The following is a 21,975-nucleotide window of genomic DNA, read 5'->3' on the forward strand; positions in this document are numbered from 1 at the left end:
GGAAGGGAAGGGCTTGTCGCGGGGGCTCAGCGCGCGACCGGCTTGCGGCGCTTGGTGCCGAGGCCAATCTTCTTGGCAAGCGTCCGGCGCTGTTCCGCATAGTTGGGGGCAACCATCGGATAGTCGGCGGGCAAGTTCCACTTGGCGCGATATTGCTCGGGGGTCATCTGATAATGCGTCATCAGGTGACGCTTCAGCATCTTCAGCTTCTTGCCGTCCTCGAGGCAGACGATGAAATCGGGCTTGATCGAAGACCGTACCGAAACCGCCGGCTCCTGCCGAACTTCAGCAACCGGGGCAGGACCGCCGAGCGTCGTCAACGCGCCATGCACGTTTGCGATCAGAACCGGCAGGTCTGAGACTGCGACGCTGTTGTTGCTGACGTGGGCCGCGACGATGTCTGCGGTAAGCGTGATCAGGGTGTCCTGAAGCTCGCTGTTGATGTCCATTGGAATCCTTTCACACTACAGTGCGCACGATTACAGTCCGTGGCACATCGCGGCTATCGTCCGGCAGTGTGTCGATTGCAAGGCGAATTACGAAGATGACCGATGCGTCATCACAGATCACGTCGGTAAGTCAGCGCATCGAAAGCCTGACCTGCCGGGCCTCGATAGTATTGATGACGCTCGCCAACTTTCATGAAACCTGCCGAGCGATACAGTTTGATGGCATCGTTACCACTGCGCACTTCAAGATGCAGCGTTCGGGCCCCTTGCGACGTTGAATCTGCAATCACCGATCGCAATATCGCAGCACCGACACCGCGTCGGCGAAACGTCGGAACAGTTGCCAGCAGTAAAAGTTCAGCTTCGTCCAACACCCGGCGCGACAAGGCAAAACCTGCGGGATCAGCGCCGATCGTCGCGATGGTCAGCCATACGCCCGGCATGGACAGCAGGCCGAGCACCTGGTTGCGGGTCCACGCTTCGCCGAAGCGCGGGTCGAATGCCGCCTGCATGATCGTGTCGACCGCCGGCAGGTCGGCCACCACGCCGCCGCGCAGGTCGACGCGGAGCATCGTGCTCATGCCGGAAGGCCCGCGGCAACCGCCGGTGTCGCCGTAGGTTTCGCATCGGGCGCGCGACCGTAGATCGGCACCGCGGGCAATGTCGCAAAACGGGACGGGAGGAGGGTCGCCGACGCTGCATCGGGCAACATTTCCCGATAGGTGCGGTCGGGCGCGATTGCGGCGAGGAACCGCACGCCATTGCCGACCATCGCGGTCGTCGCCGACAGCGCATCGAGCGCCGCTTCGGGGCGAAGCGACACGAAGGGTGCGGTCGCGCGAAGCGGGGCGGCGAAACCTTGCATGAAGACCTCGCCATGCCCGCCTTCCAGGACGACTGCAAGATCGGGCAAGTCCCTGCCGTCCGGATCGTCAGTCCCGAACGCGGCGGCGGCAAGCAAGGCGAGCGAGGAATAGCCCGACACCGGCACGCCCCAGCCGAGCGCGAGCCCGCGCGCGGCTGCGATCCCGACGCGGATCCCGGTGAAACTGCCCGGGCCGCAATCGACGAGTATCTGTTCGGCGCGGCCACCCTCGGGCAGTTCGGCGATCATCGCGATCAACCGCTCCGCATGGCCGCGCCCGACCACTTCGTGCCGGTTCGCTGTCACGCGCCCGTCCGCGATCAGCGCGACCGAGCAGGCGGCGGTCGCGGTTTCGATGACGAGTGTCCGCACCCTGGTCAGACGATCGTGTTGAAGGTCTCGAAATCGGGACGCGGCGATCGGTCGAAGATCGTTGCCGGGTCGCCGTGGCCGAGCGTTGAAATGAAGTTGGTGCTGACCGCGGGCGTCTCCGCAAAGAACGCCGCGTCGACCTTGCCCGCATCGAAGCCCGACATCGGCCCGGTATCGAGACCGAGCGCGCGCGCCGCGATGATGAAATACGCGCCCTGCAGCGTCGAGTTGCGGAACGCCGACGCCGCGCGCAGCTCGACGTTGCCGTCGAACCAGGCCTTCGCATCGGCATGCGGGAACAGCATCGGGAGATGTTCGTGGAACTCGCGGTCCATCCCGATGATGACGCTGACCGGCGCGTTCAAAATCTTGGGGGCGTTCTGTGCCGAGACACAGTCGGCGAGCTTTGCCTTGGACTCATCGGTGGTGCACCAGACGAGCCGCGCTGGCATCTGGTTCGCCGACGTCGGCGCCCATTTCATCAGGTCCCAGATCGCACGCAGTTCGTCCGCGCCCACCGGCGCGTCGGTATAGCCGTTAAATGTGCGGGCCTTGCGGAAGATCTGGTCGAGCGCTGCGTCGTCGAGCACCGGCATCAGACTGCGCGCACTTCGGTGACTTCGGGGACGTAATAGCGCAGCAATTGCTCGATCCCGTTCTTGAGCGTCGCGCTCGACGACGGGCAGCCCGCGCAGGCGCCTTGCATCGCGAGGTAGACCTTGCCCTTTTCGAACCCGCGATAGACGATGTCGCCCCCATCGTTCGCGACCGCCGGGCGGATCCGCGTCTCGATCAGGTCCTTGATCTGCGCGACGATGTCTGCATCCTCGGGGTCATCCGCGAAGCCGCTGTCGCTCGCGACCGTGATCTCGCCCGCGCTGCCGGGGCGGAACAGCGGCATGTCCGCGCTGAAATGGTCGACCATGATCCCGAGCACGTCGGGCTTGAGCGCGCTCCAGTCGGTCCCCGCCGCGGCGGTTACCGAGACGAAGTCGCTGCCGAAGAACACCCCGGTCACGTCGCCGAGACCGAACAACGCGTCGGCAAGCGGGGACGCCTCCGCATCCTCGGGCGTCGCGAAGTCGCGCGTGCCCGCCGCCATCACCGTGCGGTTGGGCAGGAATTTGAGCGTCGCCGGGTTCGGCGTGAGTTCGGTTTCGATCAGCATGCCTGCCATGTGGCGCGCGACCGGACGGATCGCAAGGGATGATCGTGGTCTGTGGGGCGTGGTACGGGGACTCGTGCAATACTGGCGGTGATGGGATTCCGCCGCTATTGGCGGAGCATGACTTCGCTCCAGCGCAAGATGCGCCTCGCCTTATTGTCTTCCCTCATCATCGGTGCAGCCCCGCAGCAGCGACCGCAGCAGCGGCCGCTACAGGGTGCCCCCGCCGGGACCGCCCCGGCGCCCTCGACCACCCCCTCCGCGCAACCCCCCGCAAGCGCGGCGTCGATCGCACAGCAGGGCGAGGCGGCGATCCTCAATCGCGATGCGTGGCTCTACAAGGGCAGCGACATCACCCCCGATGCGGAGTGGAAGTTCGGCACGCTCAAGAACGGGCTGCGCTATGCGGTGCGCAAGAACGGCGTGCCGCCCGGCCAGATCGCGGTGCGCGTGCGGATGGACGTCGGCTCGCTGTACGAGACCGATCCCGAGCGTGGTTATGCGCACATGATCGAGCATCTCTCGTTCCGCGGCTCGCAATATGTGCCCGACGGCGAGGCGAAGCGGATCTGGCAGCGGATGGGCACCACCTTCGGGTCGGACACCAACGCGCAGACCACGACGACGCAGACCGTCTACAAGCTCGACTTGCCGAGCGCGACCGCCGCCGGGATCGACGAGAGCCTCAAGATTTTGTCGGGCATGGTCGCGCGCCCCAACATCACGCAGACCGCGCTCGGCGCGGAGCGCCCCGCCGTGCTCGCCGAGCAGCGCGAGGCCCCGGGGCCGCAGGTGCGCTTCATCGATGCGCTCAACGCGACCTTCTTCGCGGGGCAGCCGCTCGCGGACCGCTCGCCGATCGGGCATGTGAAGGAACTCGAGGCGGCGACCGCGCAGAGCGTCAAGGCGTTCCACGATCGCTGGTATCGCCCCGAACGCGCGGTCGTCGTCGTCGCGGGCGATTTCGACCCGGCGCAACTGGAAGCGATGGTCGCGAAGAATTTCGGCGACTGGCGCGGGATCGGCGATGCGCCGAAGGACCCCGATTTCGGCAAGCCCGACCCCAAGCAGTCGACCACCAAGGCGGTGGTCGAGCCCGGCATCCCGACCCGGATCGAGATGGCAGTGCTGCGGCCGTGGCAGTACAATGACGATACAGTGATCTTCAACCAGAAGCGCCTCGTCGACTTCCTCGGGCTCGCGATCATCAACCGCCGGCTCGAGACGCGCGCGCGCTCGGGCGGCAGCTATATCGCCGCCGCGGTGCGGCTCGACGATCCGTCGCGGTCGGCGAACGGCACCTTCGTCACCGTCCTGCCCGTCGGCAATGCGTGGGAGCCAGCGCTCAAGGACGTCCGCGCGGTGATCGCGGATGCCCAGAAGACCGCGCCGACCAAGGCCGAGATCGACCGCGAGCTCGCCGAGCAGCGCGTCCAGTTCCGCACCCAGGTCGACACCTATCGCGCCGAGGCGGGCGCGAAGGAGGCCGACGACATGGTCCAGGCGGTCGACATCCGCGAGACCACGACCTCTCCCGCGGTCATCCAGAAGGTGTTCGAGGATGCGGTCGCGAAGGGGTTCTTCGCACCCGACAAGATCCTCGCCTCGACCCAGCGGCTGTTCCAGGGCACGCCGCCGCGCGCGCTGATCTCGACACCGGTTGCGGAGCAGGGGATCGAGGCATCGCTCGCCAATGCGCTCAAGGCCGACGTCAAGGGGCTGGCGAAGCGCAAGCGGCAGGGAAGTGTCTCGTTCGACCAGCTCCCCAAGCTCGGGCCCGCCGCGACGATTGCGTCGAACACGCCGATCAAGCCGTTCGACATGCAGGAATATACGCTTTCGAACGGAGTCCGCGTGCTGGTCTATCCGACCACCTCGGAAGACAGCCGCGTCTATGTCCGCGTGCGCTTCGGCCACGGCTACAATGCGTTGCCCGCCGACAAGGAGTCGCCCGCCTGGGCGGCCGATCTCGCGCTGACCGCAGGCGGAATCGGCAAGCTCAACCAGGGCGATCTCGACGCGCTGACCACCGGGCGGCGGATCGGGCTCGATTTCGGGGTCGACGAGGATGCGTTCACCTATAACGCGCTGACCTCGCCGACCGATCTCGGCGACCAGTTGAAGCTGATGGCGGCGGCGCTGTCGGCGCCGCGGTGGGATCCCGCGCCGGTGCTGCGCGCGCGCAGCGTCGCGGTGTCGGCGTTCCCGGGGTATAATTCCTCGCCCGACGGCGTGTTGCAGCGCGATCTCGAGCGGCTGCTCCACGATGGCGACCCGCGCTGGGGCACGCCCAGCCAGGCCGCGATCGAGGGAACGACCCCCGCCGCCTTCCGCGCCTTGTGGGAGCCGTTGCTCAAGACCGGGCCGGTCGAGGTGATGGTGTTCGGCGACATCAAGGCGGAAGCCGCGATCGCCGCGGTGCAGAGCACGCTCGGCGCACTGCCGCCGCGCCCTGCCACCGCCACGTTCGTCGCGCCGCCGGTGCGCTTCCCCGCGCACGATACGACGCCGGTGGTGCGCACGCACGACGGCCCCGCGAACCAGGCCGCGGCGGTGATCGCTTGGCCGACCGGGAGCGGGGTCGAGGGGCTGACCGAGGCGCGCCGGCTCGACGTGCTCGCCGCGATCTTCAGCGACCGCCTGTTCGACCGGCTGCGCTCGCAGGCGGGGGCAAGCTATAGCCCGAACGTGTCGAGCAACTGGCCGGTCGGCCAGCCGGGCGGCGGGCGGATCGTCGCGATCGGTCAGGTCGCGCCGACGAACGTGCCGCTGTTCTTCAAGCTGTCGCGCGAGATCGCTGCCGAGCTGGTCGCCAAGCCGGTCGACGAGGACGAGCTGAAGCGCACGATCGGGCCGATGCAGCAGGCGATCATGCGCCAGTCGACGGGCAACCAGTTCTGGATGAACCAGCTCGATGGCGCGGTCTACGATCCGGCGCGGATCGTCGCGCTGACGCATCTGTACAGCGACATCTCGACGATGACCGCGGCGCAATTGCAGGAGACGGCGGCGAAATATCTGCGGCCGGAGCGCGACTGGACGATGCAGGTGGTGCCCAAGGCGAAGTGACGGCCTCTGCTGGTCTGCGCCCAACCTGCCGTCATGCTGAACTCGTTTTAGCATCCACTGCGCAGCGGGCACGGACAGGACTTGCTGCACGGTGGACCCTGAAACGAGTTCAGGGTGACGCCGGTAGTAAAGGCGTAGCCGCCCCGACCGGAACGCTACCCCCGCGCCGTTGCCGATGGCGCAAGCGGCACGCGCAGCACGCGGTCGTTCGCGGTGAGGAACAGCGTCCGTCCGCCCTCGCCGAACGCGCCGTTCGCGATCGGGCCGCCATTGGCGATCCGCGCGATCGGTTCGGCCTCGGGGGTCATCAGGTAGAAGCCGCCCGGCGCGCTGCAGAACAGCGTCCCGTCCGCGGCGACCTTCATTCCGTCGGGAAGCCCCGGGCCGTGCATCGTGGCGGCATCGAGGAACACGCGCCGCGCGGTCGGCAATCCGCGCGCGTCGAGGTCATAGACCATGATCCGCGGCGCCTTGTCGTCCGACACCGAGACGTACAGCTTGCGCTCGTCGGGCGACAAGGCGACCCCGTTGGGGCGGGCGAGCGTCCCGTCGATCAGCACCGTCTCGCCGCCGCGCGTCCAGCGATACACGCCGTTGTGCGGCAACTCGCGGAGCGGCGAGGTGTCGCCATCGACCAGGCCATAGGGCGGATCGGTGAAATAGACCGCGCCCGAGCGCGCGATGTGGAGGTCGTTCGGGCTGTTGAACCGCTTGCCGCGATAGCGATCGACCAGCGTGGTCCGTTTCCGGCTCGCGAAATCGTAGCGCATCAGCGCGCGGCTGCCGCTGTCCGCGATCACCAGCGCGCCATCCGCCGCGAGCGCGAGGCCGTTCGATCCCGCCTCGCGGATCGTCTTCGGGTCGGCATCGGCCGCACCCGACGGCGTCAGGAACGGCGCAACACCCCCCGCCCGCGTCCACCGCCGCATCAGATTGGCGGGCGGATCCGAGAATAGCAGCGCGGTGAGCGCGGGAACCCACACCGGCCCTTCCGCCCAGCGGATCCCGGTGGCGATCGTCTCGATCGTCGTGCCCGGTGCGAGATAACGGTCGGCGGCGGGGGACAGGCGCTCGATCCCGGGCGCAGAGTCCGCCGCCAGCGCGCCCGCGGGGAAGGCGGGTGCCACCGCCAGCGCGGTCATCCCGGCGAGGAGCGTGCGGCGCGTCGGCTCGCCCGCGAAACGCGTGTCGGCAGAGGGTAGGGTGTGGTGCGACACGATCGGCGGTTCCCGGAGCTGGCGGATGGTATCGCTATCGTCGCACCACCGCGCCGTCTCGTCCAGCGATCGTGGCGACGGCGCAAAGGGCGCAGGCGCGGTTACGCCTTGTACAACCCCTCCAGCCGCGCGCCGTACACCTGCTTGAGCACATGCCGCCGGATCTTGAGCGACGGGGTGAGCTGCTCGTTCTCGATGGCGAACGGCTCGTCCGCCAGCACGAAGCGGCGGATCCGCTCGGTCAGCGACAGTTCGGCATTCACGCGTTTGACCGCATGGCCGAGCGCGGTGCGATATTCGCTGTTCTCCGCAAGCCGCTTGAAGTTGCACGCATCGCCATTCCGCGCGCACCATTGCTGGGTCCATTCGGGATCGGGGACGATCACCGCGACCATATACGGCCGCCGGTCGCCGAACAGCATCGCCTGCGAGATTTCGGGTTGCAGCGTCAGCATCCCCTCGACCTTCTGCGGCGCGACATTCTCGCCCTTGTCGTTGACGATGATGTCCTTCTTGCGATCGGTGATCTGGATCCGCCCCTTGGCGTCGATCACCCCGATGTCGCCGGTGTGCAGCCAACCGTCTTTCAACACCCGCGCGGTCTCGGCGTCGTTGCGCCAATAGCCCTTCATCACCAGTTCGCCGCGCACCAGGATTTCGCCATCGTCCGCGATCCGCACCTCGGTGTTGGGAAGCGGCGGGCCGACCGTGTCCATCTTGATCCCGACCTTGGGGCGGTTGCACGAGATGACCGGCGCGGACTCGGTCTGGCCATAGCCCTGCAGCACGGTGATCCCGATCGCGTCGAAAAAGGTCCCGACCTCGGGCGTCAGCGGCGCGCCGCCTGACACCATCGCCTTGATCCGCCCGCCGAACCGCTTCTGGATCTTGGGCCGCAGCGTCGCGCCGAGCAGCAGGTCCATCGGCTTGTCGAGCAGCCCCGCCTTGCCCGCCGCCCGCTTGCTGCCGAGCGCCTCGGCCCGCCCGAGCAGATAGGTCGAGAGCTTGCCCTGTTTCTCGACCGCCTTCGAAATGCGCGCACGGAGCAGCTCGAACAGCCGCGGCACGACGACCATCATCGTCGGGCGGACTTCCTCGATATTCGCGGCGAGCTTGTCGAGGCCTTCGGAATAATAGATCTGCGCGCCCAGCGCGATCGGGAAGAACTGCCCGCCGCTATGCTCATAGGCGTGGCTGAGCGGCAGGAACGACAGGAAGATCTCGTCGTCCCAGCCGAAATCCTCCGAGATGATCGTGCAGCAGCCGAACACATTGTGGAGGATCGCGCCGTGATGCTGCATCACCCCGCGTGGCGCGCCGCCGGTGCCGCTGGTGTAGATGATGCACGCGGTATCGCCGCGCGTCGCATTGGTGCGGATCGTCGACGGTTCGGCGGCGTGGTCCGCGAGCAACTTGTCCCAATGGTGGAATTCGAGTGCGCCCTGCTGGCCGCTGCGCATGTCCTCGATACTGATCACGATCTTCGCGGTCGACGCGCGGATCGCGGCGGGGAGCAAGGTCTTCGCAAGCTTCGCGGTCGAGACGATCACCGCCTTGGCGCCCGAATTCTCGATGATGTGCGTGTGGTCGCGCTCGGTATTGGTCGTGTAGGTCGGCACGGTGATGCACCCCGCCGCCATGATCGCGAGATCGGCGATGCACCATTCGGGGCGGTTCTCGCTGACCAGCATCACGCGGTCGCCCGGCACCAGCCCGATCGCCTTCAGCGCCGCCGCCAGGCTCGCGACCTCGCGCGCGGTCTGGGTCCAGCTGCGCGAGCGCCAGGCGCCGCCCGCCTTGTGCCACAGGAACGGCGCGTCGCCTTGCTCGGTCACGCGCGCGAGAAACATCGCGACGAGGTTGGGGAAGGTTTCGAGGGTACGCATGGGTCTCTCCCTGCAGATAACGCGTCGTGTTCGACTGCGTAAACTTATTCCGGCGGGCGGTTGGCGAGCGTGCCGACCCGGACGATCTCGGTCCTGCGCCCGTCCTCGCCGATCGCGACGCCTTCGCTGCGCGGATCGGCCGCACCGACCCAGCGGCCATCCACGCGTTCGATCGCATTCGCCTTCAGCCCGAGCGGCGCGCTCACCACGCGTTCGCCAAGCGCGCGGAGCGCCGGGATCATCGCGTCGAGCTGCGTGCCCTTTTCTGCCGCCGCGGTCTGGCCCGGAGCATAGAGCAAACCGAGCCCGATCGCATCCTGCGCGCTCATTTTCCAGTCGAGCACCGCGATCAGCGCCTTCGACACCTGCGCGATGATCGTCGAGCCGCCCGCCGCGCCGATCGCGATGCGGACCGATCCGTCGGGGTTATAGACGATCGTCGGCGACATCGAGCTGCGCGGGCGCTTGCCCCCGGCGACACGGTTGGCGACGAGGGTGCCGTTCTTCTCGGGCACGAAATCGAAGTCGGTCAGCTCGTTGTTGAGCTGCACGCCGTCGACCGAAAGGCCTGAGCCGAAATAGCTCTCGATCGTGGTAGTGACTTCGGCGACGTTACCGCGCCGGTCGACCGTGACGAGATCGCTCGTACCGGGGACGTCGGCATTGGGCGCGAGCTGGCGCGGCGGGGCGCCGGGGGGCGTGCCCGCGGTGATGCTCGGCATCGTGCGGTCGGTCGCAATCAGCGCGGAGCGCTGCGCGAGATAGGCCGGGTCGAGCAGGCCCTTGGCGGGGACGTCGACCTTCTCGGGATCACCGAGGTACATGTCGCGATCGGCGTAGGCGAGGCGTTCGGATTCGGCGAACAGATGCCACGCGACCGGGCTGGTCTTGCCGAGGCCCGCCATGTCGAAGCGTTCGAGCTGTTTGAGGATCATCAGCACCGCGACCCCGCCCGATCCCGGCGGGCCCATGCCGCAGAGCCTGTAGACGCGGTAGGTGCCGCAGATCGGCGCGCGTTCCTTGGCGCGGTAGCCGGCGAGGTCGGCCAGCGTCATTTTCGACGGGTTGCGCGGCGAGGTGTTGACCGCCTTGACGATCCGCTGCGCGACCGCGCCCTTGTAGAAGGCATCGGGGCCCTGCTTCGCGATCCTGGCGAACAGCGCGGCTTGTGCGGGGTTGCGGAAGATCGTGCCGACGGCGACGGGTTCGTTGCCGACGGGAAAGAAGCGCGCATGCGCTGCGGGATCGAGCCGGTCACCGAAATTGGCGAGCCCGTTGTGGAGCCGCGGCGTGACCGTGAAGCCGAGCTGCGCGAGCTTGATCGCGGGCGCGAACAGCCGCGCCCAGGGGAGCACGCCGTAGCGCTTGTGCGCGAGCGCCATCATCCGCAGATTGCCCGGCACGCCGACGCTGCGCCCGCCGGGGACGGCTTGCGTGAAGGGGAGGGGCTGGCCGTCCTTGCCATAGAACCAGCGTGCGTCCGCAGCGGCGGGGGCGGCCTCGCGGCCGTCGAAGCTGGTCGTCGCATTGGCGGCTGCGTCGTGGTGGACCATGAAGCTGCCGCCGCCGATCCCCGAATTCTGCGGCTCGACCACGTTGAGCGCCAGCATCGTCGCAATCGCGGCATCGGTCGCGCTGCCGCCTGCCTTGAGGATCTCGACGCCCGCTGCGGCGGCGCGCGGGTCGGCAGCGCTGACCATGCCGGTTCCGGCTTCGGTAGCGGCGGGTTTGGCATCGGTCCGCCGCGCGTCGGCGACGGTGGGGGCGAGCAGCAGGAGCGCGAGGGTTACGAACGACTTGACCATGCGCGGGACCGTAGCGCGCTTTGGTGGTCAGGCAAGGTTGGGGTTGTGGTTGTGGTTCCCATCCCTCCGTCATGCTGAACTCGTTTCAGCATCCACCGGGGTGCGCGTCCCACGGTCGCAGGATCTCATCGACGGTGGACTCGGGGCCGTGGGCCGGGGAAGCAGGAAGGCTGGATCACGCAAAGCCACAAAGTCGCAAAGAGAAGACGCTAGAGGTGCGCGCCTCCGCTCAATCATGTTCGGTTTTCCTGCGAAAGCAGGAATCCAGAGTTGCAAACGCCACGCCCTTGACCCTGGGCTCCTGCCTGCGCAGGAGCACGGCGAACCTCAGCCGTCGGCCCCCACCGCCGCCGCCACGCTCGCGAACCCGTCCCGTTGCAACGCCTCCGCCAGCCCGCGCAGGATGCGTTGCGCCAAGCCCGGCCCATGAAACACCAGCGCGCTATACAGCTGCACCAGGCTCGCGCCGGCGCGGATGCGGGCATAGGCTTCGTCCGCGCTGTCGATCCCGCCCGCCGAAATCAGCGGCATCGCGCCCCCCGTCGCCTTGCGGAAATCGCGCAACCGCGCGCGTGCCAGCGGCGCGAGCGGCGCGCCCGACAGGCCGCCCGTCTCGCCCGCATTGGCCGAGCGCAAATCGGGGCGCGAGATCGTCGTGTTGCTGACGATCAGCGCATCGACATGATGCTCCATCGCCGCGCGCGCGATCGCGTCGATCGCGGACGCGTCGAGATCGGGCGCGACCTTGAGGAACAGCCGCGGCGGCGTATCGCCGATGCGGCGCGCTTCGTCGGCGGCGGCGAGCAGGTCGGTCAGCTCGCGGCCATGCTGGAGATCGCGCAGGCCCGGCGTGTTGGGGGAGGAGATGTTGACCGTGACGTAATCCGCGATCGGCGCGGCCGCCGCGACGCCATGCGCATAATCCGCGATCCGGTCGGGCGCGTCCTTGTTCGCGCCGACGTTGATGCCGAGCACCCCGCACCGCTTCGCCGCCTGCGCGCGCGGGAGGGCGGCGTGGATGCCGCCGTTGTTGAACCCCATGCGGTTGATGACGGCTGCGTCCTCGACCAGCCGGAACAGCCGCGGGCGCGGGTTGCCCGCTTGCGGGAGCGGGGTCAGCGTGCCGATCTCGACGCTGCCAAAGCCCAATCCGAAGAAGCCGTCGATCGCCTCGCCATTCTTGTCGACCCCGGCGGCGAGCCCGAGCGGGTTGGCGAACTCGAGCCCGGCGACGGTGGTCCGCAGGATCGGGGCGCTTTTCGGGGCGGTGCGCGGGAAGCGCGACAGCAGCGTGATCGTCAGGCCGTGCGCCTGTTCGGCATCGAGCGCGAACAGCGCGGGGCGGAGGAGGGGGAAGAGCATGCGCGCCTGATGACACCGGTGCGAGGCCGCGTCAAAGCGCCCTTCTGCGTCACCCTGAACTCGTTTCAGGGTCCACCGCGCAGCAGGCACGGACCGGACTCGCAGCGCAGTGGACCCTGAAACGAGTTCAGGGTGACGGCGACAAGGGGGACGCCTCGCTTCGACAGCCCTTGACCGACTCACCCCGCACCCCCATTTGCAATCCTACCAATATTGTCCGATTGGAACTCATGCGTCTTTCCAGCCTTGCCGACTACGCCGTCGTGATGATGTCCGCCGCCGCGCGACATTGCGGCTCGTCGTGCCGGTTGAACGCGACGCTGCTCGCGGAGGAGACCGGGCTGCCGCTGCCGACGGTGCAGAAGCTCGTCAGCCGCCTGTCCTCGGGTGGGCTGATCGAGAGCACGCGCGGCACGGGTGGCGGTTTCCGCCTCGCGCGCCCCGCGGCGGCGATCTCGCTTGCCGAGATCATCGAGGCGGTCGAGGGGCCGATCGCGATGACGACCTGTGTCGACGAGGGCCGTCACGATTGCGCGCTGGAAGGCGACTGCCGGGTCAAGCCGCACTGGAACGTCGTCAACGGCGCCGTCCGTGGCGCGCTCGACGGTGTGTCGCTGGCAAGCCTGTCGAGGGCGCCGGCATGACCGACGCGATGCGCGAAGCGCGCTCCACCCCCTTCTTCCTTCGTGGCTTCGTGTCTTCGTGTGAGGCAAATCTTCTCGCACAAAGGCACAAAGGCACAAAGATTTTCAGAGATTCATCAAGCCGCTGCGCGGCGAGGATTTGACGATGGCGACCAAGAATGCGCAGGCCTATGAGGCCGTCAACAAGACCTATGAGTGGGGCTTCCACTCCGACATCGAACAGGACTTCGCGCCCAAGGGGCTGAGCGAGGACACCGTCCGGTTCATCTCCGCCAAGAAGGGCGAGCCGCAGTGGATGCTCGACTCGCGGCTCAAGGCGTTCCGCCTGTGGCAGACTCTGGAATCGCCCGATTGGGCGAAGCTCAATCTCGAGCCGATCGATTACCAGGACGCGTTCTACTACGCCGAGCCCAAGCCGAAACCAAAGCTCGGCTCGCTCGACGAGGTCGATCCCGAAATCCTGCGCGTCTACGAGAAGCTCGGCATCCCGATCGCCGAGCAGAAGATGCTCGCGGGCGTCGAGGAGCTTGGCGAAGACGGCCAGCCCAAGCGTCGCGTCGCCGTCGACGCGGTGTTCGACTCGGTCTCGGTCGCGACGACCTTCCGCAAGGAGCTCGAGGCGGCGGGCGTCATCTTCCGCAGCATTTCCGAGGCGATCAAGGAATATCCGGAGCTCGTCCGCAAGTGGTTGGGCCGCGTCGTGCCAATGACCGACAATTACTTCGCCACGCTCAATGCCGCGGTGTTCAGCGACGGGACGTTCGTCTACATCCCCGAGGGCGTCCGCTGCCCGATGGAGCTGTCGACCTATTTCCGCATCAACGCCGAGAATACCGGCCAGTTTGAGCGCACGCTGATCGTGGCGGACAAGGGGTCGTACGTCTCCTATCTCGAGGGCTGCACCGCCCCGATGCGCGATGAGAACCAGCTCCACGCCGCGGTGGTCGAGCTGGTCGCGCTGGACGATGCCGAGATCAAATACTCGACCGTCCAGAACTGGTATCCGGGCGACGAGAACGGCAAGGGCGGAATCTACAATTTCGTCACCAAGCGCGCGCTGTGCCAGGGCAAGAATTCGAAGGTGTCGTGGACGCAGGTCGAGACCGGCAGCGCGATAACGTGGAAATATCCGTCGTGCGTGCTCAATGGCGAGAATTCGGTCGGCGAATTCTATTCGGTCGCGGTCACCAACAACCGCCAGCAGGCGGATACCGGCACCAAGATGATCCACAACGGCAAGGGATCGCGTTCGACGATCGTGTCGAAGGGGATTTCGGCGGGGCGCTCGGACAACACGTACCGAGGCCTGGTGCGCGTCGCACCGGGCGCTGAGGGCGTGCGCAACTTCACCCAGTGCGATTCGCTGCTGCTAGGCGACCAGTGCGGCGCGCATACCGTGCCGTATATCGAGGTGCGCAACCCGTCGGCGCAGATCGAGCATGAGGCGACCACCTCGAAGATCTCCGACGACCAGATGTTCTACGCGATGCAGCGCGGGCTGGATTCGGAGAGCGCGGTGGCGTTGATCGTCAACGGGTTCGCCAAGGAAGTGCTGCAGCAGCTGCCGATGGAATTCGCGGTCGAAGCGCAGAAGTTGCTGGGGATCAGCCTTGAGGGTTCTGTGGGGTAAGCGCCGCCCGACACTGCCGTCATGCTGAACGCGTTTCAGCATCCACCGTGCAACTGGCACGGGCCGGACGTGTGGCGCGGTGGACCCTGAAACAAGTTCAGGGTGACGGACGGACTATAGTTCAAACGAATTTGCGGAAGACAGATGCTTAAAATCACCGACCTCCACGCCGAAATCGACGGCAAGGAAATCCTCAAGGGGCTCTCGCTCAGCGTCAATGCGGGCGAAGTCCATGCGATCATGGGCCCGAACGGCGCGGGCAAGTCGACGCTCGGCTACGTGCTCGGCGGACGGCCCGGCTATGAGGTGACGTCCGGCGCGGTCGATTTCGACGGGCAGGACCTGCTTGAGATGGAACCGCACGAGCGCGCTGCGGCAGGCCTGTTCCTCGGCTTCCAATATCCGGTCGAAATCCCCGGCGTGTCTAACGTCCAGTTCCTGCGCGAGGCGCTAAACGCGCAACGCAAGGGCCGCGACGAGAAGCCGCTGTCGGGCGCGGAGTTCCTCAAGCTCGCACGTGCGCAGGCGGATCTGCTCAGCATGGACCAGGACATGCTCAAGCGCCCGGTCAACGTCGGTTTTTCGGGCGGCGAGAAGAAGCGCAACGAGATGGTGCAGATGGGGATCGTCGATCCCAAGCTCGCGATCCTCGACGAGACCGACAGCGGGCTCGACATCGATGCGGTGCGGATCGTCGGCGAAGGCATCAACCGGATCATGCGCAAGCCCGACAAGGCGGTGATCCTGATCACGCATTACGAGCGGCTTCTGGGTTATGTCGCGCCCGATTTCGTGCACGTTCTCTCGGCCGGGCGGATCATCCGCTCGGGCGGGCCGGAGCTGGCGGCGGAGCTCGAGCGCGAAGGCTATGCGGGGGTGGTTGCGTGAGCGGCCTTTCCCCTTACTGCCGTCATGCTGAACTTGTTTCAGCATCCACTGCGCCACAACGGCTGGCCGGACTCGTTGAGGGCTGGATCCTGAAACAAGTTCAGGATGACGCAGAAGGGGGCGCTCGTGGCTGAGCTCGCCCGTGTCCCCACCCGCCGCGACGAGACGTGGCACTATAGCAACCTCGAAGCGGTCGCATCGGTGTGGCCTGTCGAGACCGAGGTGATCGACGTGCCCGCCGGCACATCGATCGCGCGCGTCATCGTCCAGGACGCTGCGACCGACACCGTCGCGATCCGCGATTACCGCGTGATCCTGCGCGAGGGTGCGACCGCGACGTTTCATGTGCTCAACACCGGCGGCAGCTTCGGCCGCGTCGCGATCGACGTGACGTGCCACTCGGGCTCGCATTTCGAACTCGGCGGCGCGATGCTGGGCACGGGCGAGCAGACGCTCGAGATCGTCACCACGCTCAACCATATCGAGCCGAACGCCACGTCCAACCAGGTGGTGCGTACGGTGCTCGGCGGGCGCGCGACGGGGTCGTATCTCGGCAAGGTCGCGGTCGCGCGGCATGCGCAGAAGACCGATGCGTCGCAGAGCGTCAAGGCGATGCTGCTCAGCCGTACCGCGACCGCTAACGCCAAGCCCGAGCTCGAGATTTATGCCGACGACGTGAAGTGCGCGCATGGCGCGACGGTCGGCGAGCTGGATGCGAATGCGCTCTTCTATCTCGCGTCGCGCGGGATTGCGCCGGCGCAGGCCAAGGTGATGCTGCTGGGCGCGTTCATCGGATCGGTGTTCGACGGGATCGACGATCCGGCCGAGCGCGCGCGAGTCGAGGCGGCGGCGCAGGCTGCGCTGGAGCGGATGTTGTGAGGCTCTCCCACAACCGCCGTCATGCTGAACTCGTTTCAGCATCCACCGCGCCGCACCGGCTGGCCGGACTTGTGGAGGGATGGATCCTGAAACAAGTTCAGGATGACGGGAGCGTGGGATGAATGTGATGACTGAAACCCGGACCGCCGCGCTCGACCGCGTAGCGGATTTCCCCGCCATCCCCGCCGGCTGGGCGTATCTCGACACCGCCGCCACCGCGCAGAAACCGCAGATGGTGATCGACGCGATCACCCGCGGCTATGACGACAGCTACGCAACCGTCCACCGCGGCGTCTACCAGCGCTCCGCCGACATGACGCTCGCCTACGAAGCCGCGCGCCGCAAGGTTGCGAGCTTCCTGGGCGCGGGCAGCGCGGACGAGATCGTGTTCGTGCGCGGCGCGACCGAGGGGATCAACCTCGTCGCGCATAGCTGGGCGGGCACGCAGCTCAAGGCGGGCGACCGCATCCTGCTGTCGCAGCTCGAGCATCACAGCAACATCGTGCCGTGGCAGATGGTCGCTGAGCGCGTCGGTGCGCAGATCGACGTGCTCCCGCTGACCGCCGATCACCGGATCGACCTCGACGCGATGGCGGCGATGATCACGCCGCAGCACAAGCTCGTCGCGCTCGCGCATGTGTCGAACGTGCTCGGCTCGGTGCTCGACGGCAAGCGCGCGGCGGAGATCGCGCATTCGGTCGGGGCGAAGATCCTGCTCGACGGATGCCAGTCGGTGCCGCGGATGACGGTCGACGTCGCCGCGCTCGATTGCGACTTCTACGTCTTCTCCGCGCACAAGCTGTACGGCCCGACCGGGATCGGCGTGCTGTGGGCGCGGCCCGAATTGCTCGAGGCGATGCCGCCGTACCAGGGTGGCGGGTCGATGATCGACAGCGTCAGCTTCGAGCGCACCACCTACGCGCCGCCCCCGGGCCGGTTCGAGGCGGGAACGCCGCATATCGTCGGCGCGCTCGGGTTGCATGCCGCGATCGACTATGTCGAATCGATCGGTCTCGACCGGATCCACGCGCACGAAACCGCGCTCGTCACGATGACGCGCGAGGCGCTGTCGCAGATCAACTCGCTGACGCTGTTCGGCCCGGAGGATTCCGCCGGGATCGTCAGTTTCAGCATCCAGGGGGTGCATCCGCACGACATCGGCACCATCTTGGACGAAGCGAAGGTGGCGGTGCGCGCCGGCCATCACTGCGCTCAGCCGTTGATGGCATCGCTCGGCGTCGATGCGACCGCGCGGGCGAGCTTCGGAGTCTACAACACCGCCGCAGACGTCGAGGCGCTGGTCCGCGGGATCGAGCGCGTGACGCGAATTTTTGGGTAGGACTGGCAAATGAGTGACCGGATCGAGATCGAAGAGGTGACGGGCGTCGAGCAGCCCCCGCGCGCCCGCGTCGAAGCCGCAACCGAGACGTTCGAGCGCAAGCGCGACTATCTCGAAGGCTTCCTCACGCAAAAGCCGCAGGCCGACGCCGCGGGTGCGCCCGGCGGCGCGGTGTATGAAGGCGTGATCGAAGCGCTCAAGGACATTTATGACCCGGAAATCCCGGTCAACATCTACGACCTGGGCCTCATCTACGGCGTCGAGGTGACCGAGGCCGGTCATGCGGTCGTGATGATGACGCTGACCACGCCGCATTGCCCGGTCGCCGAATCGATGCCGGGCGAAGTCGAGCTCCGCGTCGGGTCGGTCCCCGGGGTCGGTTCGGCCGAGGTCAATCTCGTCTGGGACCCGCCATGGGATCCCGCCAAGATGTCGGACGACGCGAAACTCGAACTGGGGATGCTGTAATGGCGACGATCGCCCGCCCGCGGCCTGCCGCGCTGATCCTGACCGACACCGCCGAAGCCCGGATCGCGGCGTTGATGGCGCGCGCTCCCGAGGGGGCGATCGCGGTCAAATTGTCGACTCCCAAGCGCGGCTGTTCGGGCCTCGCCTATTCGGTCGATTATGTCACCGAGGCCAAGCCGTTCGACGAGCGGATCGACACGCCCGGTGGAACCTTGTTCGTCGATGGCGGGTCGATCCTGTACCTCATCGGGTCGACGATGAACTGGGTCGAGGATGATTTCACCGCCGGGTTCGTCTTCAACAACCCCAACGCCAAGGGCGCCTGCGGCTGTGGCGAGAGTTTTACCGTATAACCGGCTCCGCTCGCGTTATTGTTGAAACGGACAGCTTTATATTCGTGTGGTCGCACTGTAACGCCGTCGCGAATCGATACGATCTTGAAGGAATGTTGCGATGGCGATCAAACCTCTGCGTAAGGCTGTGTTCCCCGTCGGTGGCCTCGGAACGCGCTTCCTGCCCGCAACCAAGGCGGTCCCCAAGGAAATGCTGCCGGTCGTCGATCGCCCGCTGATCCAATATGCGGTCGACGAAGCGATCGAGGCCGGCATCGAGCAGATGATCTTCGTCACCGGTCGCGGCAAGTCCGCGATCGAGGACCATTTCGACATCGCCTATGAGCTCGAAGCCACGATGTCCGCGCGCGGCAAGTCGCTTCAGCTGCTCGAACAGACCCGGCTCGCACCTGGCGCGGTCGCTTATGTCCGCCAGCAGGAGCCGATGGGCCTCGGCCATGCGGTGTGGTGCGCGCGCGACATCGTCGGCGACGAGCCGTTCGCGGTGCTGCTCGCGGACGATTTCATGGTCGGTGAGCCGGGCTGCCTTAAGCAGATGGTCGCTGCCTATGAGAAGACCGGCGGCAACATCATCTGCGCGCAGGAAGTGCCCGACAGCATGACGCACATGTACGGCGTCATCACGCCGGGCACGCGCGATGGCGCGCTGACCGAGGTCAAGGGTCTGGTCGAGAAGCCGGCGGCGGGCACCTCGCCGTCGAACCTCGCGGTGATCGGGCGCTACATTCTGCAGCCGGAAGTGATGCGGATCCTCGAGACGCAGGGCAAGGGCGCGGGTGGCGAGATCCAGCTGACCGATGCGATGGCGCGGATGATCGGCGACCAGCCGTTCCACGGGCTGACCTTCCAGGGCAAGCGCTACGATTGCGGCGACAAGGCCGGCTATATGACGGCGAACCTCGCGGTTGCGCTGACGCGGCCGGAGATTGCGGAGACGGTTCGCGTGTTTGCGGTGGATTTACTGAAGTAGCGGCTGCTCGCATCGTTGCCCCGGCGGAGGCCGGGGCCTTTGCGAAACCTATAACCGCCGTCACCCTGAACTTGTTTCAGGGTCCACCGCTTTACAATGGCTGACTGCCCAAGCGGAGGGCTGGATGCTGAAACAAGTTCAGCATGACGGCGGGTGTGGGATGAGCGGTCCGCCCGCCCCCTAGCGCTCCGCGCTGGTCAGCGTCGGGATCGCGGTACCCGTCAGAGGTAGAACATACCCTCGAGCACCGTCACGCACTGCCCGCCGAGGACGACGCGATCCCCATCCAGGCGACACGTCAGATGCCCCCCGCGCGCGCTTGCCTGGAACGCGGTGAAGCGGTCGCGGCCGAGGCGCTGCGTCCAATAGGGCGTCATCACCGCATGCGCCGATCCGGTTACCGGATCCTCGTCGATCCCCGCCCCCGGCGCGAACACGCGGCTCACCACATCGGTGTCGTCGCCGGGTGCGGTGACGATCGTCAGCACGTCGGGTTCGGCGCTGCCCGCCACTTCGGGGTCCGCCGCGGACGGACGCCCCAAGGCGCGGAAATCGGGGTCGAGCGCATGGATCTGGTCGGCATGCTCGAGCACGATCAGCGCGTAGCGATGCGGGTGCCACAGGGTTTCGACCGCGGACTGCAACCCGAGCGCGGCGACGATATGCGGCAGCGGCCTTGGCTCGGGCGTCCACGCCGGGAGCGCCAGTTCATAGCCATCGCCTGCGTGCGTCGCCGACAGGATCCCCGCCTTGCGCGTGCGGAAGCGCACGCTGTCACGCGACGGATCGCCCGACAGCACGTAATGCCCGCTCGCGAGCGTCGCATGGCCGCACAAGACCACTTCGGAGGTCGGCGTGAACCAGCGCAGCTCATAGTCGCTCGCATCGGTCGTGTCGGGCACGATGAACGCGGTTTCGCTCAGGTTGTTCTCGGCGGCGATCGCCTGCAGCGTTGCATCGTCGAGCCATTCGGCGAGCGGCATCACCGCCGCCGGATTGCCCTCGAACGGCCGGCTTGCAAACGCGTCGATCTGCGTGATGGGGAGCTTCATAGCCGTTTTCCGAACCAGTGCGGGGTCACGTCCGCTTCGACCAGGGGGTTGTCGGTGTCGACATGGCCCTCGGGGTCGAGGTGAATCAGCACCTCGACCTTGGGGAAGGCGCGACGCAGCGCGACCTCGACGTTTTCGACGACGACATGCGCCTGCGCGACGGTGATGTCGCGTGCGACTTCCATGTGGAATTGCGCGAAATCATGCGCGCCCGAATGCCGCGTGCGGAAATCATGGATACCGCGGATGCCGGGCTGGCGCGCGGCGACCTCGATGAAATCGCGGCGCATGGCCTCGGGCCATTCCTTGTCCATCAACTGGTCGATCGCGTTCGACGACGCGCGGAACGCGCCATACGCCAGCCACAGCGCGATCACGATCCCGAAGATCGGATCCGCGCTGCGCCAGCCGAGATACTGGTCGAGCACCAGCGCGATGATGACCGAGCCGTTGAGCAGCACGTCCGACTGGTAATGGACGTTGTCCGCGACGATCGCGACCGATCCGGTCTGCCGGATCACCGCACGTTGATAGGCAAGCAGCACCATCGTCGCGAGGATCGCGATGATCGACACGCCGATGCCGAACTCGGCACCCTTGGTGGGTTCGTTGCTGCCGAGGGCCATTACCGCGCGCCAGCCGATCCCGGCGGCGGACGCGGTGATCAGCATCACCTGGAACAGCGCGGCGAGCGCCTCCGCCTTGCCGTGGCCGAAGCGGTGGTCGTGGTCGGCCGGCTGCGCCGCCAGCCGCACGCCGTACAGCGTGACGAGGCTGGCGAGCAGGTCGAGCCCCGAATCCGCAAGGCTGCCAAGCATCGCGACCGAGCCGGTCGTCCAGGCGGCATAGGATTTGAGGGCGATCAGCCCGCACGCCATCGCCACGCTCGCAAGCGCGGCGCGGACGGTGTGCGGAATCGCGAGGCGCTGTTCCTCGGTCATGGGTAGAGCAATCCTTCCGACCACCCGCCGTTGCCGTCGGGCAGGAACAGGCGGCGTTCGTGCAACCGGTGCGCGCGGTCCTGCCAGAATTCGATCCGGTCGGGCACGACGCGGTAGCCGCCCCAATGCGGCGGGCGCGGGACGTCGCCGCCTGCGAACCGTTCGGTCATCGCGGTGAAAGCGGCTTCGAACGTGTCGCGGGTCGCGAGCGGGCGCGATTGCTCGCTGGCCCAGGCACCGAGCTGTGAGTCGCGGCCGCGGGTCGCGAAATAGGCGTCCGATTCGGCGTCGCTGACGTGGCTCAGCGCGCCTTCGATGCGGATCTGGCGGCGGAGCGACTTCCAGTGGAACAGCAGCGCGACATACGGGTTCTCCGCGATCGCGCCCGCCTTGCGGCTCTGGCGGTTGGTGTAGAAGACGAAGCCGTCGGGGCCATGTCCTTTCAGCAGCACCATCCGCGACGACGGCCGCCCCGCCGCATCGGCGGTGGACAGCGCCATGGCGTTGGAGTCGTTGATCTCGCTCGCGCGCGCCTCGGCGTACCAGGCGTCGAACAGGGGGAAGGGGTCGGTGGACATGGGTGCGCTTTAGGACAAAGTCGCTTCAATCGCCACCGCTTCG

The 21,975-nt window shown here is 66.9% G+C and carries 21 protein-coding genes; 9 read left to right on the forward strand and 12 right to left on the reverse strand.

Going from position 1 to position 21,975, the window contains the following annotated elements:
- Window positions 1-26 precede the first annotated feature (26 nt).
- From RH91_RS07835 to RH91_RS07855, 5 genes are all read right to left on the reverse strand, one after another.
- Window positions 27-449 carry a MucR family transcriptional regulator gene (locus tag RH91_RS07835; protein WP_010162107.1) on the reverse strand — a complete coding sequence of 141 codons (423 nt, stop codon included), beginning with the start codon at window positions 447-449 and terminating at the stop codon, window positions 27-29.
- A gap of 110 nt (window positions 450-559) precedes the next feature.
- The gene (locus RH91_RS07840) at window positions 560-1,030 is read right to left on the reverse strand and encodes a GNAT family N-acetyltransferase (RefSeq protein WP_010162108.1); all 471 of its coding nucleotides are present in this window, start codon (window positions 1,028-1,030) and stop codon (window positions 560-562) included.
- Window positions 1,027-1,686, reverse strand: coding sequence for a tRNA (adenosine(37)-N6)-threonylcarbamoyltransferase complex dimerization subunit type 1 TsaB (tsaB, locus tag RH91_RS07845; RefSeq protein WP_010162109.1), 660 nt, complete (start codon window positions 1,684-1,686; stop codon window positions 1,027-1,029). Before tsaB ends, RH91_RS07840 begins: the two co-directional genes overlap by 4 nt.
- Before the next feature lie 5 nt (window positions 1,687-1,691).
- The gene (locus tag RH91_RS07850) at window positions 1,692-2,282 is read right to left on the reverse strand and encodes a malonic semialdehyde reductase (RefSeq protein WP_010162110.1); all 591 of its coding nucleotides are present in this window, start codon (window positions 2,280-2,282) and stop codon (window positions 1,692-1,694) included.
- Window positions 2,282-2,854, reverse strand: a complete 573-nt coding sequence (locus tag RH91_RS07855; protein WP_010162111.1) for a NifU family protein — start codon at window positions 2,852-2,854, stop codon at window positions 2,282-2,284. Before RH91_RS07855 ends, RH91_RS07850 begins: the two co-directional genes overlap by 1 nt.
- Window positions 2,855-2,971: 117 nt before the next feature.
- On the opposite strand from RH91_RS07855, the gene RH91_RS07860 reads away from it, so the two are divergent.
- Window positions 2,972-5,920: a M16 family metallopeptidase gene (locus RH91_RS07860; protein WP_051116679.1), complete on the forward strand. Its 2,949-nt coding sequence runs from the start codon at window positions 2,972-2,974 to the stop codon at window positions 5,918-5,920.
- 155 nt (window positions 5,921-6,075) lie between these two features.
- Here RH91_RS07860 and RH91_RS07865 read toward each other — a convergent pair whose 3' ends face one another.
- The 4 genes from RH91_RS07865 to RH91_RS07880 all read right to left on the reverse strand — a co-directional run bounded on the left by RH91_RS07865 (window position 6,076) and on the right by RH91_RS07880 (window position 12,190).
- Window positions 6,076-7,137, reverse strand: coding sequence for an SMP-30/gluconolactonase/LRE family protein (locus RH91_RS07865; protein ID WP_010162113.1), 1,062 nt, complete (start codon window positions 7,135-7,137; stop codon window positions 6,076-6,078).
- 101 nt (window positions 7,138-7,238) lie between these two features.
- Complete coding sequence (locus RH91_RS07870) at window positions 7,239-9,023, reverse strand: AMP-dependent synthetase/ligase (protein ID WP_010162114.1); 1,785 nt, start codon at window positions 9,021-9,023, stop codon at window positions 7,239-7,241.
- Between the two features lie 44 nt (window positions 9,024-9,067).
- Entirely contained in the window at window positions 9,068-10,828 is a 1,761-nt protein-coding gene (ggt, locus tag RH91_RS07875) for a gamma-glutamyltransferase (RefSeq protein ID WP_010162115.1), read from the reverse strand.
- Window positions 10,829-11,155: 327 nt separating this feature from the next.
- Window positions 11,156-12,190, reverse strand: a complete 1,035-nt coding sequence (locus tag RH91_RS07880) for a quinone-dependent dihydroorotate dehydrogenase (RefSeq protein WP_010162116.1) — start codon at window positions 12,188-12,190, stop codon at window positions 11,156-11,158.
- A 230-nt stretch (window positions 12,191-12,420) separates the two neighbouring features.
- On the opposite strand from RH91_RS07880, the gene RH91_RS07885 reads away from it, so the two are divergent.
- The 8 genes from RH91_RS07885 (at window position 12,421) to galU (ending at window position 19,361) form a co-directional block, all read left to right on the forward strand.
- Window positions 12,421-12,834 carry an SUF system Fe-S cluster assembly regulator gene (locus tag RH91_RS07885; protein WP_010162117.1) on the forward strand — a complete coding sequence of 138 codons (414 nt, stop codon included), beginning with the start codon at window positions 12,421-12,423 and terminating at the stop codon, window positions 12,832-12,834.
- Between the two features lie 145 nt (window positions 12,835-12,979).
- The gene (sufB, locus tag RH91_RS07890) at window positions 12,980-14,464 is read left to right on the forward strand and encodes a Fe-S cluster assembly protein SufB (RefSeq protein ID WP_010162118.1); all 1,485 of its coding nucleotides are present in this window, start codon (window positions 12,980-12,982) and stop codon (window positions 14,462-14,464) included.
- Window positions 14,465-14,608: 144 nt separating this feature from the next.
- The gene (gene sufC / locus RH91_RS07895; protein WP_010162119.1) at window positions 14,609-15,352 is read left to right on the forward strand and encodes a Fe-S cluster assembly ATPase SufC; all 744 of its coding nucleotides are present in this window, start codon (window positions 14,609-14,611) and stop codon (window positions 15,350-15,352) included.
- 105 nt (window positions 15,353-15,457) lie between these two features.
- The gene (locus tag RH91_RS07900) at window positions 15,458-16,231 is read left to right on the forward strand and encodes a SufD family Fe-S cluster assembly protein (RefSeq protein ID WP_010162120.1); all 774 of its coding nucleotides are present in this window, start codon (window positions 15,458-15,460) and stop codon (window positions 16,229-16,231) included.
- Window positions 16,232-16,349: 118 nt separating this feature from the next.
- Window positions 16,350-17,570 (forward strand): cysteine desulfurase, encoded by a 1,221-nt coding sequence (locus tag RH91_RS07905; RefSeq protein WP_010162121.1) that lies wholly within the window; start codon window positions 16,350-16,352, stop codon window positions 17,568-17,570.
- A 9-nt stretch (window positions 17,571-17,579) separates the two neighbouring features.
- Window positions 17,580-18,038, forward strand: coding sequence for an SUF system Fe-S cluster assembly protein (locus RH91_RS07910; RefSeq protein WP_010162122.1), 459 nt, complete (start codon window positions 17,580-17,582; stop codon window positions 18,036-18,038).
- Window positions 18,038-18,391: a HesB/IscA family protein gene (locus RH91_RS07915; protein WP_010162123.1), complete on the forward strand. Its 354-nt coding sequence runs from the start codon at window positions 18,038-18,040 to the stop codon at window positions 18,389-18,391. Before RH91_RS07910 ends, RH91_RS07915 begins: the two co-directional genes overlap by 1 nt.
- Window positions 18,392-18,491: 100 nt before the next feature.
- Entirely contained in the window at window positions 18,492-19,361 is an 870-nt protein-coding gene (gene galU / locus RH91_RS07920; RefSeq protein WP_010162124.1) for a UTP--glucose-1-phosphate uridylyltransferase GalU, read from the forward strand.
- 221 nt (window positions 19,362-19,582) lie between these two features.
- Here galU and RH91_RS07925 read toward each other — a convergent pair whose 3' ends face one another.
- The 3 genes from RH91_RS07925 to pdxH are packed head-to-tail and all read right to left on the reverse strand — an operon-like array spanning window position 19,583 to window position 21,932.
- On the reverse strand, window positions 19,583-20,413 hold the full coding sequence (locus RH91_RS07925; protein ID WP_010162125.1) for a PhzF family phenazine biosynthesis protein: 831 nt from the start codon (window positions 20,411-20,413) through the stop codon (window positions 19,583-19,585).
- Window positions 20,410-21,354, reverse strand: a complete 945-nt coding sequence (locus RH91_RS07930) for a cation diffusion facilitator family transporter (protein ID WP_010162126.1) — start codon at window positions 21,352-21,354, stop codon at window positions 20,410-20,412. Before RH91_RS07930 ends, RH91_RS07925 begins: the two co-directional genes overlap by 4 nt.
- Complete coding sequence (pdxH, locus tag RH91_RS07935) at window positions 21,351-21,932, reverse strand: pyridoxamine 5'-phosphate oxidase (protein ID WP_010162127.1); 582 nt, start codon at window positions 21,930-21,932, stop codon at window positions 21,351-21,353. The genes RH91_RS07930 and pdxH overlap by 4 nt, the downstream gene beginning before the upstream one ends.
- Window positions 21,933-21,975: the final 43 nt, after the last annotated feature.

The sequence above is a fragment of the Sphingomonas sp. PAMC 26617 genome, assembly GCF_000242835.1.
Classification (GTDB): domain Bacteria; phylum Pseudomonadota; class Alphaproteobacteria; order Sphingomonadales; family Sphingomonadaceae; genus Sphingomonas.

Bases quoted from the DNA above. Each gene is read 5' to 3' on its own strand.
- RH91_RS07835 (WP_010162107.1), bottom strand. From the start codon at position 449: ATGGACATCAACAGCGAGCTTCAGGACACCCTGATCACGCTTACCGCA.
- RH91_RS07840 (WP_010162108.1), bottom strand. From the start codon at position 1,030: ATGAGCACGATGCTCCGCGTCGACCTGCGCGGCGGCGTGGTGGCCGAC.
- RH91_RS07850 (WP_010162110.1), bottom strand. From the start codon at position 2,282: ATGCCGGTGCTCGACGACGCAGCGCTCGACCAGATCTTCCGCAAGGCC.
- RH91_RS07855 (WP_010162111.1), bottom strand. From the start codon at position 2,854: ATGCTGATCGAAACCGAACTCACGCCGAACCCGGCGACGCTCAAATTC.
- RH91_RS07860 (WP_051116679.1), top strand. From the start codon at position 2,972: ATGACTTCGCTCCAGCGCAAGATGCGCCTCGCCTTATTGTCTTCCCTC.
- RH91_RS07870 (WP_010162114.1), bottom strand. From the start codon at position 9,023: ATGCGTACCCTCGAAACCTTCCCCAACCTCGTCGCGATGTTTCTCGCG.
- ggt (WP_010162115.1), bottom strand. From the start codon at position 10,828: ATGGTCAAGTCGTTCGTAACCCTCGCGCTCCTGCTGCTCGCCCCCACC.
- RH91_RS07880 (WP_010162116.1), bottom strand. From the start codon at position 12,190: ATGCTCTTCCCCCTCCTCCGCCCCGCGCTGTTCGCGCTCGATGCCGAA.
- RH91_RS07885 (WP_010162117.1), top strand. From the start codon at position 12,421: ATGCGTCTTTCCAGCCTTGCCGACTACGCCGTCGTGATGATGTCCGCC.
- sufB (WP_010162118.1), top strand. From the start codon at position 12,980: ATGGCGACCAAGAATGCGCAGGCCTATGAGGCCGTCAACAAGACCTAT.
- sufC (WP_010162119.1), top strand. From the start codon at position 14,609: ATGCTTAAAATCACCGACCTCCACGCCGAAATCGACGGCAAGGAAATC.
- RH91_RS07900 (WP_010162120.1), top strand. From the start codon at position 15,458: ATGACGCAGAAGGGGGCGCTCGTGGCTGAGCTCGCCCGTGTCCCCACC.
- RH91_RS07905 (WP_010162121.1), top strand. From the start codon at position 16,350: ATGAATGTGATGACTGAAACCCGGACCGCCGCGCTCGACCGCGTAGCG.
- RH91_RS07910 (WP_010162122.1), top strand. From the start codon at position 17,580: ATGAGTGACCGGATCGAGATCGAAGAGGTGACGGGCGTCGAGCAGCCC.
- RH91_RS07915 (WP_010162123.1), top strand. From the start codon at position 18,038: ATGGCGACGATCGCCCGCCCGCGGCCTGCCGCGCTGATCCTGACCGAC.
- galU (WP_010162124.1), top strand. From the start codon at position 18,492: ATGGCGATCAAACCTCTGCGTAAGGCTGTGTTCCCCGTCGGTGGCCTC.
- RH91_RS07925 (WP_010162125.1), bottom strand. From the start codon at position 20,413: ATGAAGCTCCCCATCACGCAGATCGACGCGTTTGCAAGCCGGCCGTTC.
- RH91_RS07930 (WP_010162126.1), bottom strand. From the start codon at position 21,354: ATGACCGAGGAACAGCGCCTCGCGATTCCGCACACCGTCCGCGCCGCG.
- pdxH (WP_010162127.1), bottom strand. From the start codon at position 21,932: ATGTCCACCGACCCCTTCCCCCTGTTCGACGCCTGGTACGCCGAGGCG.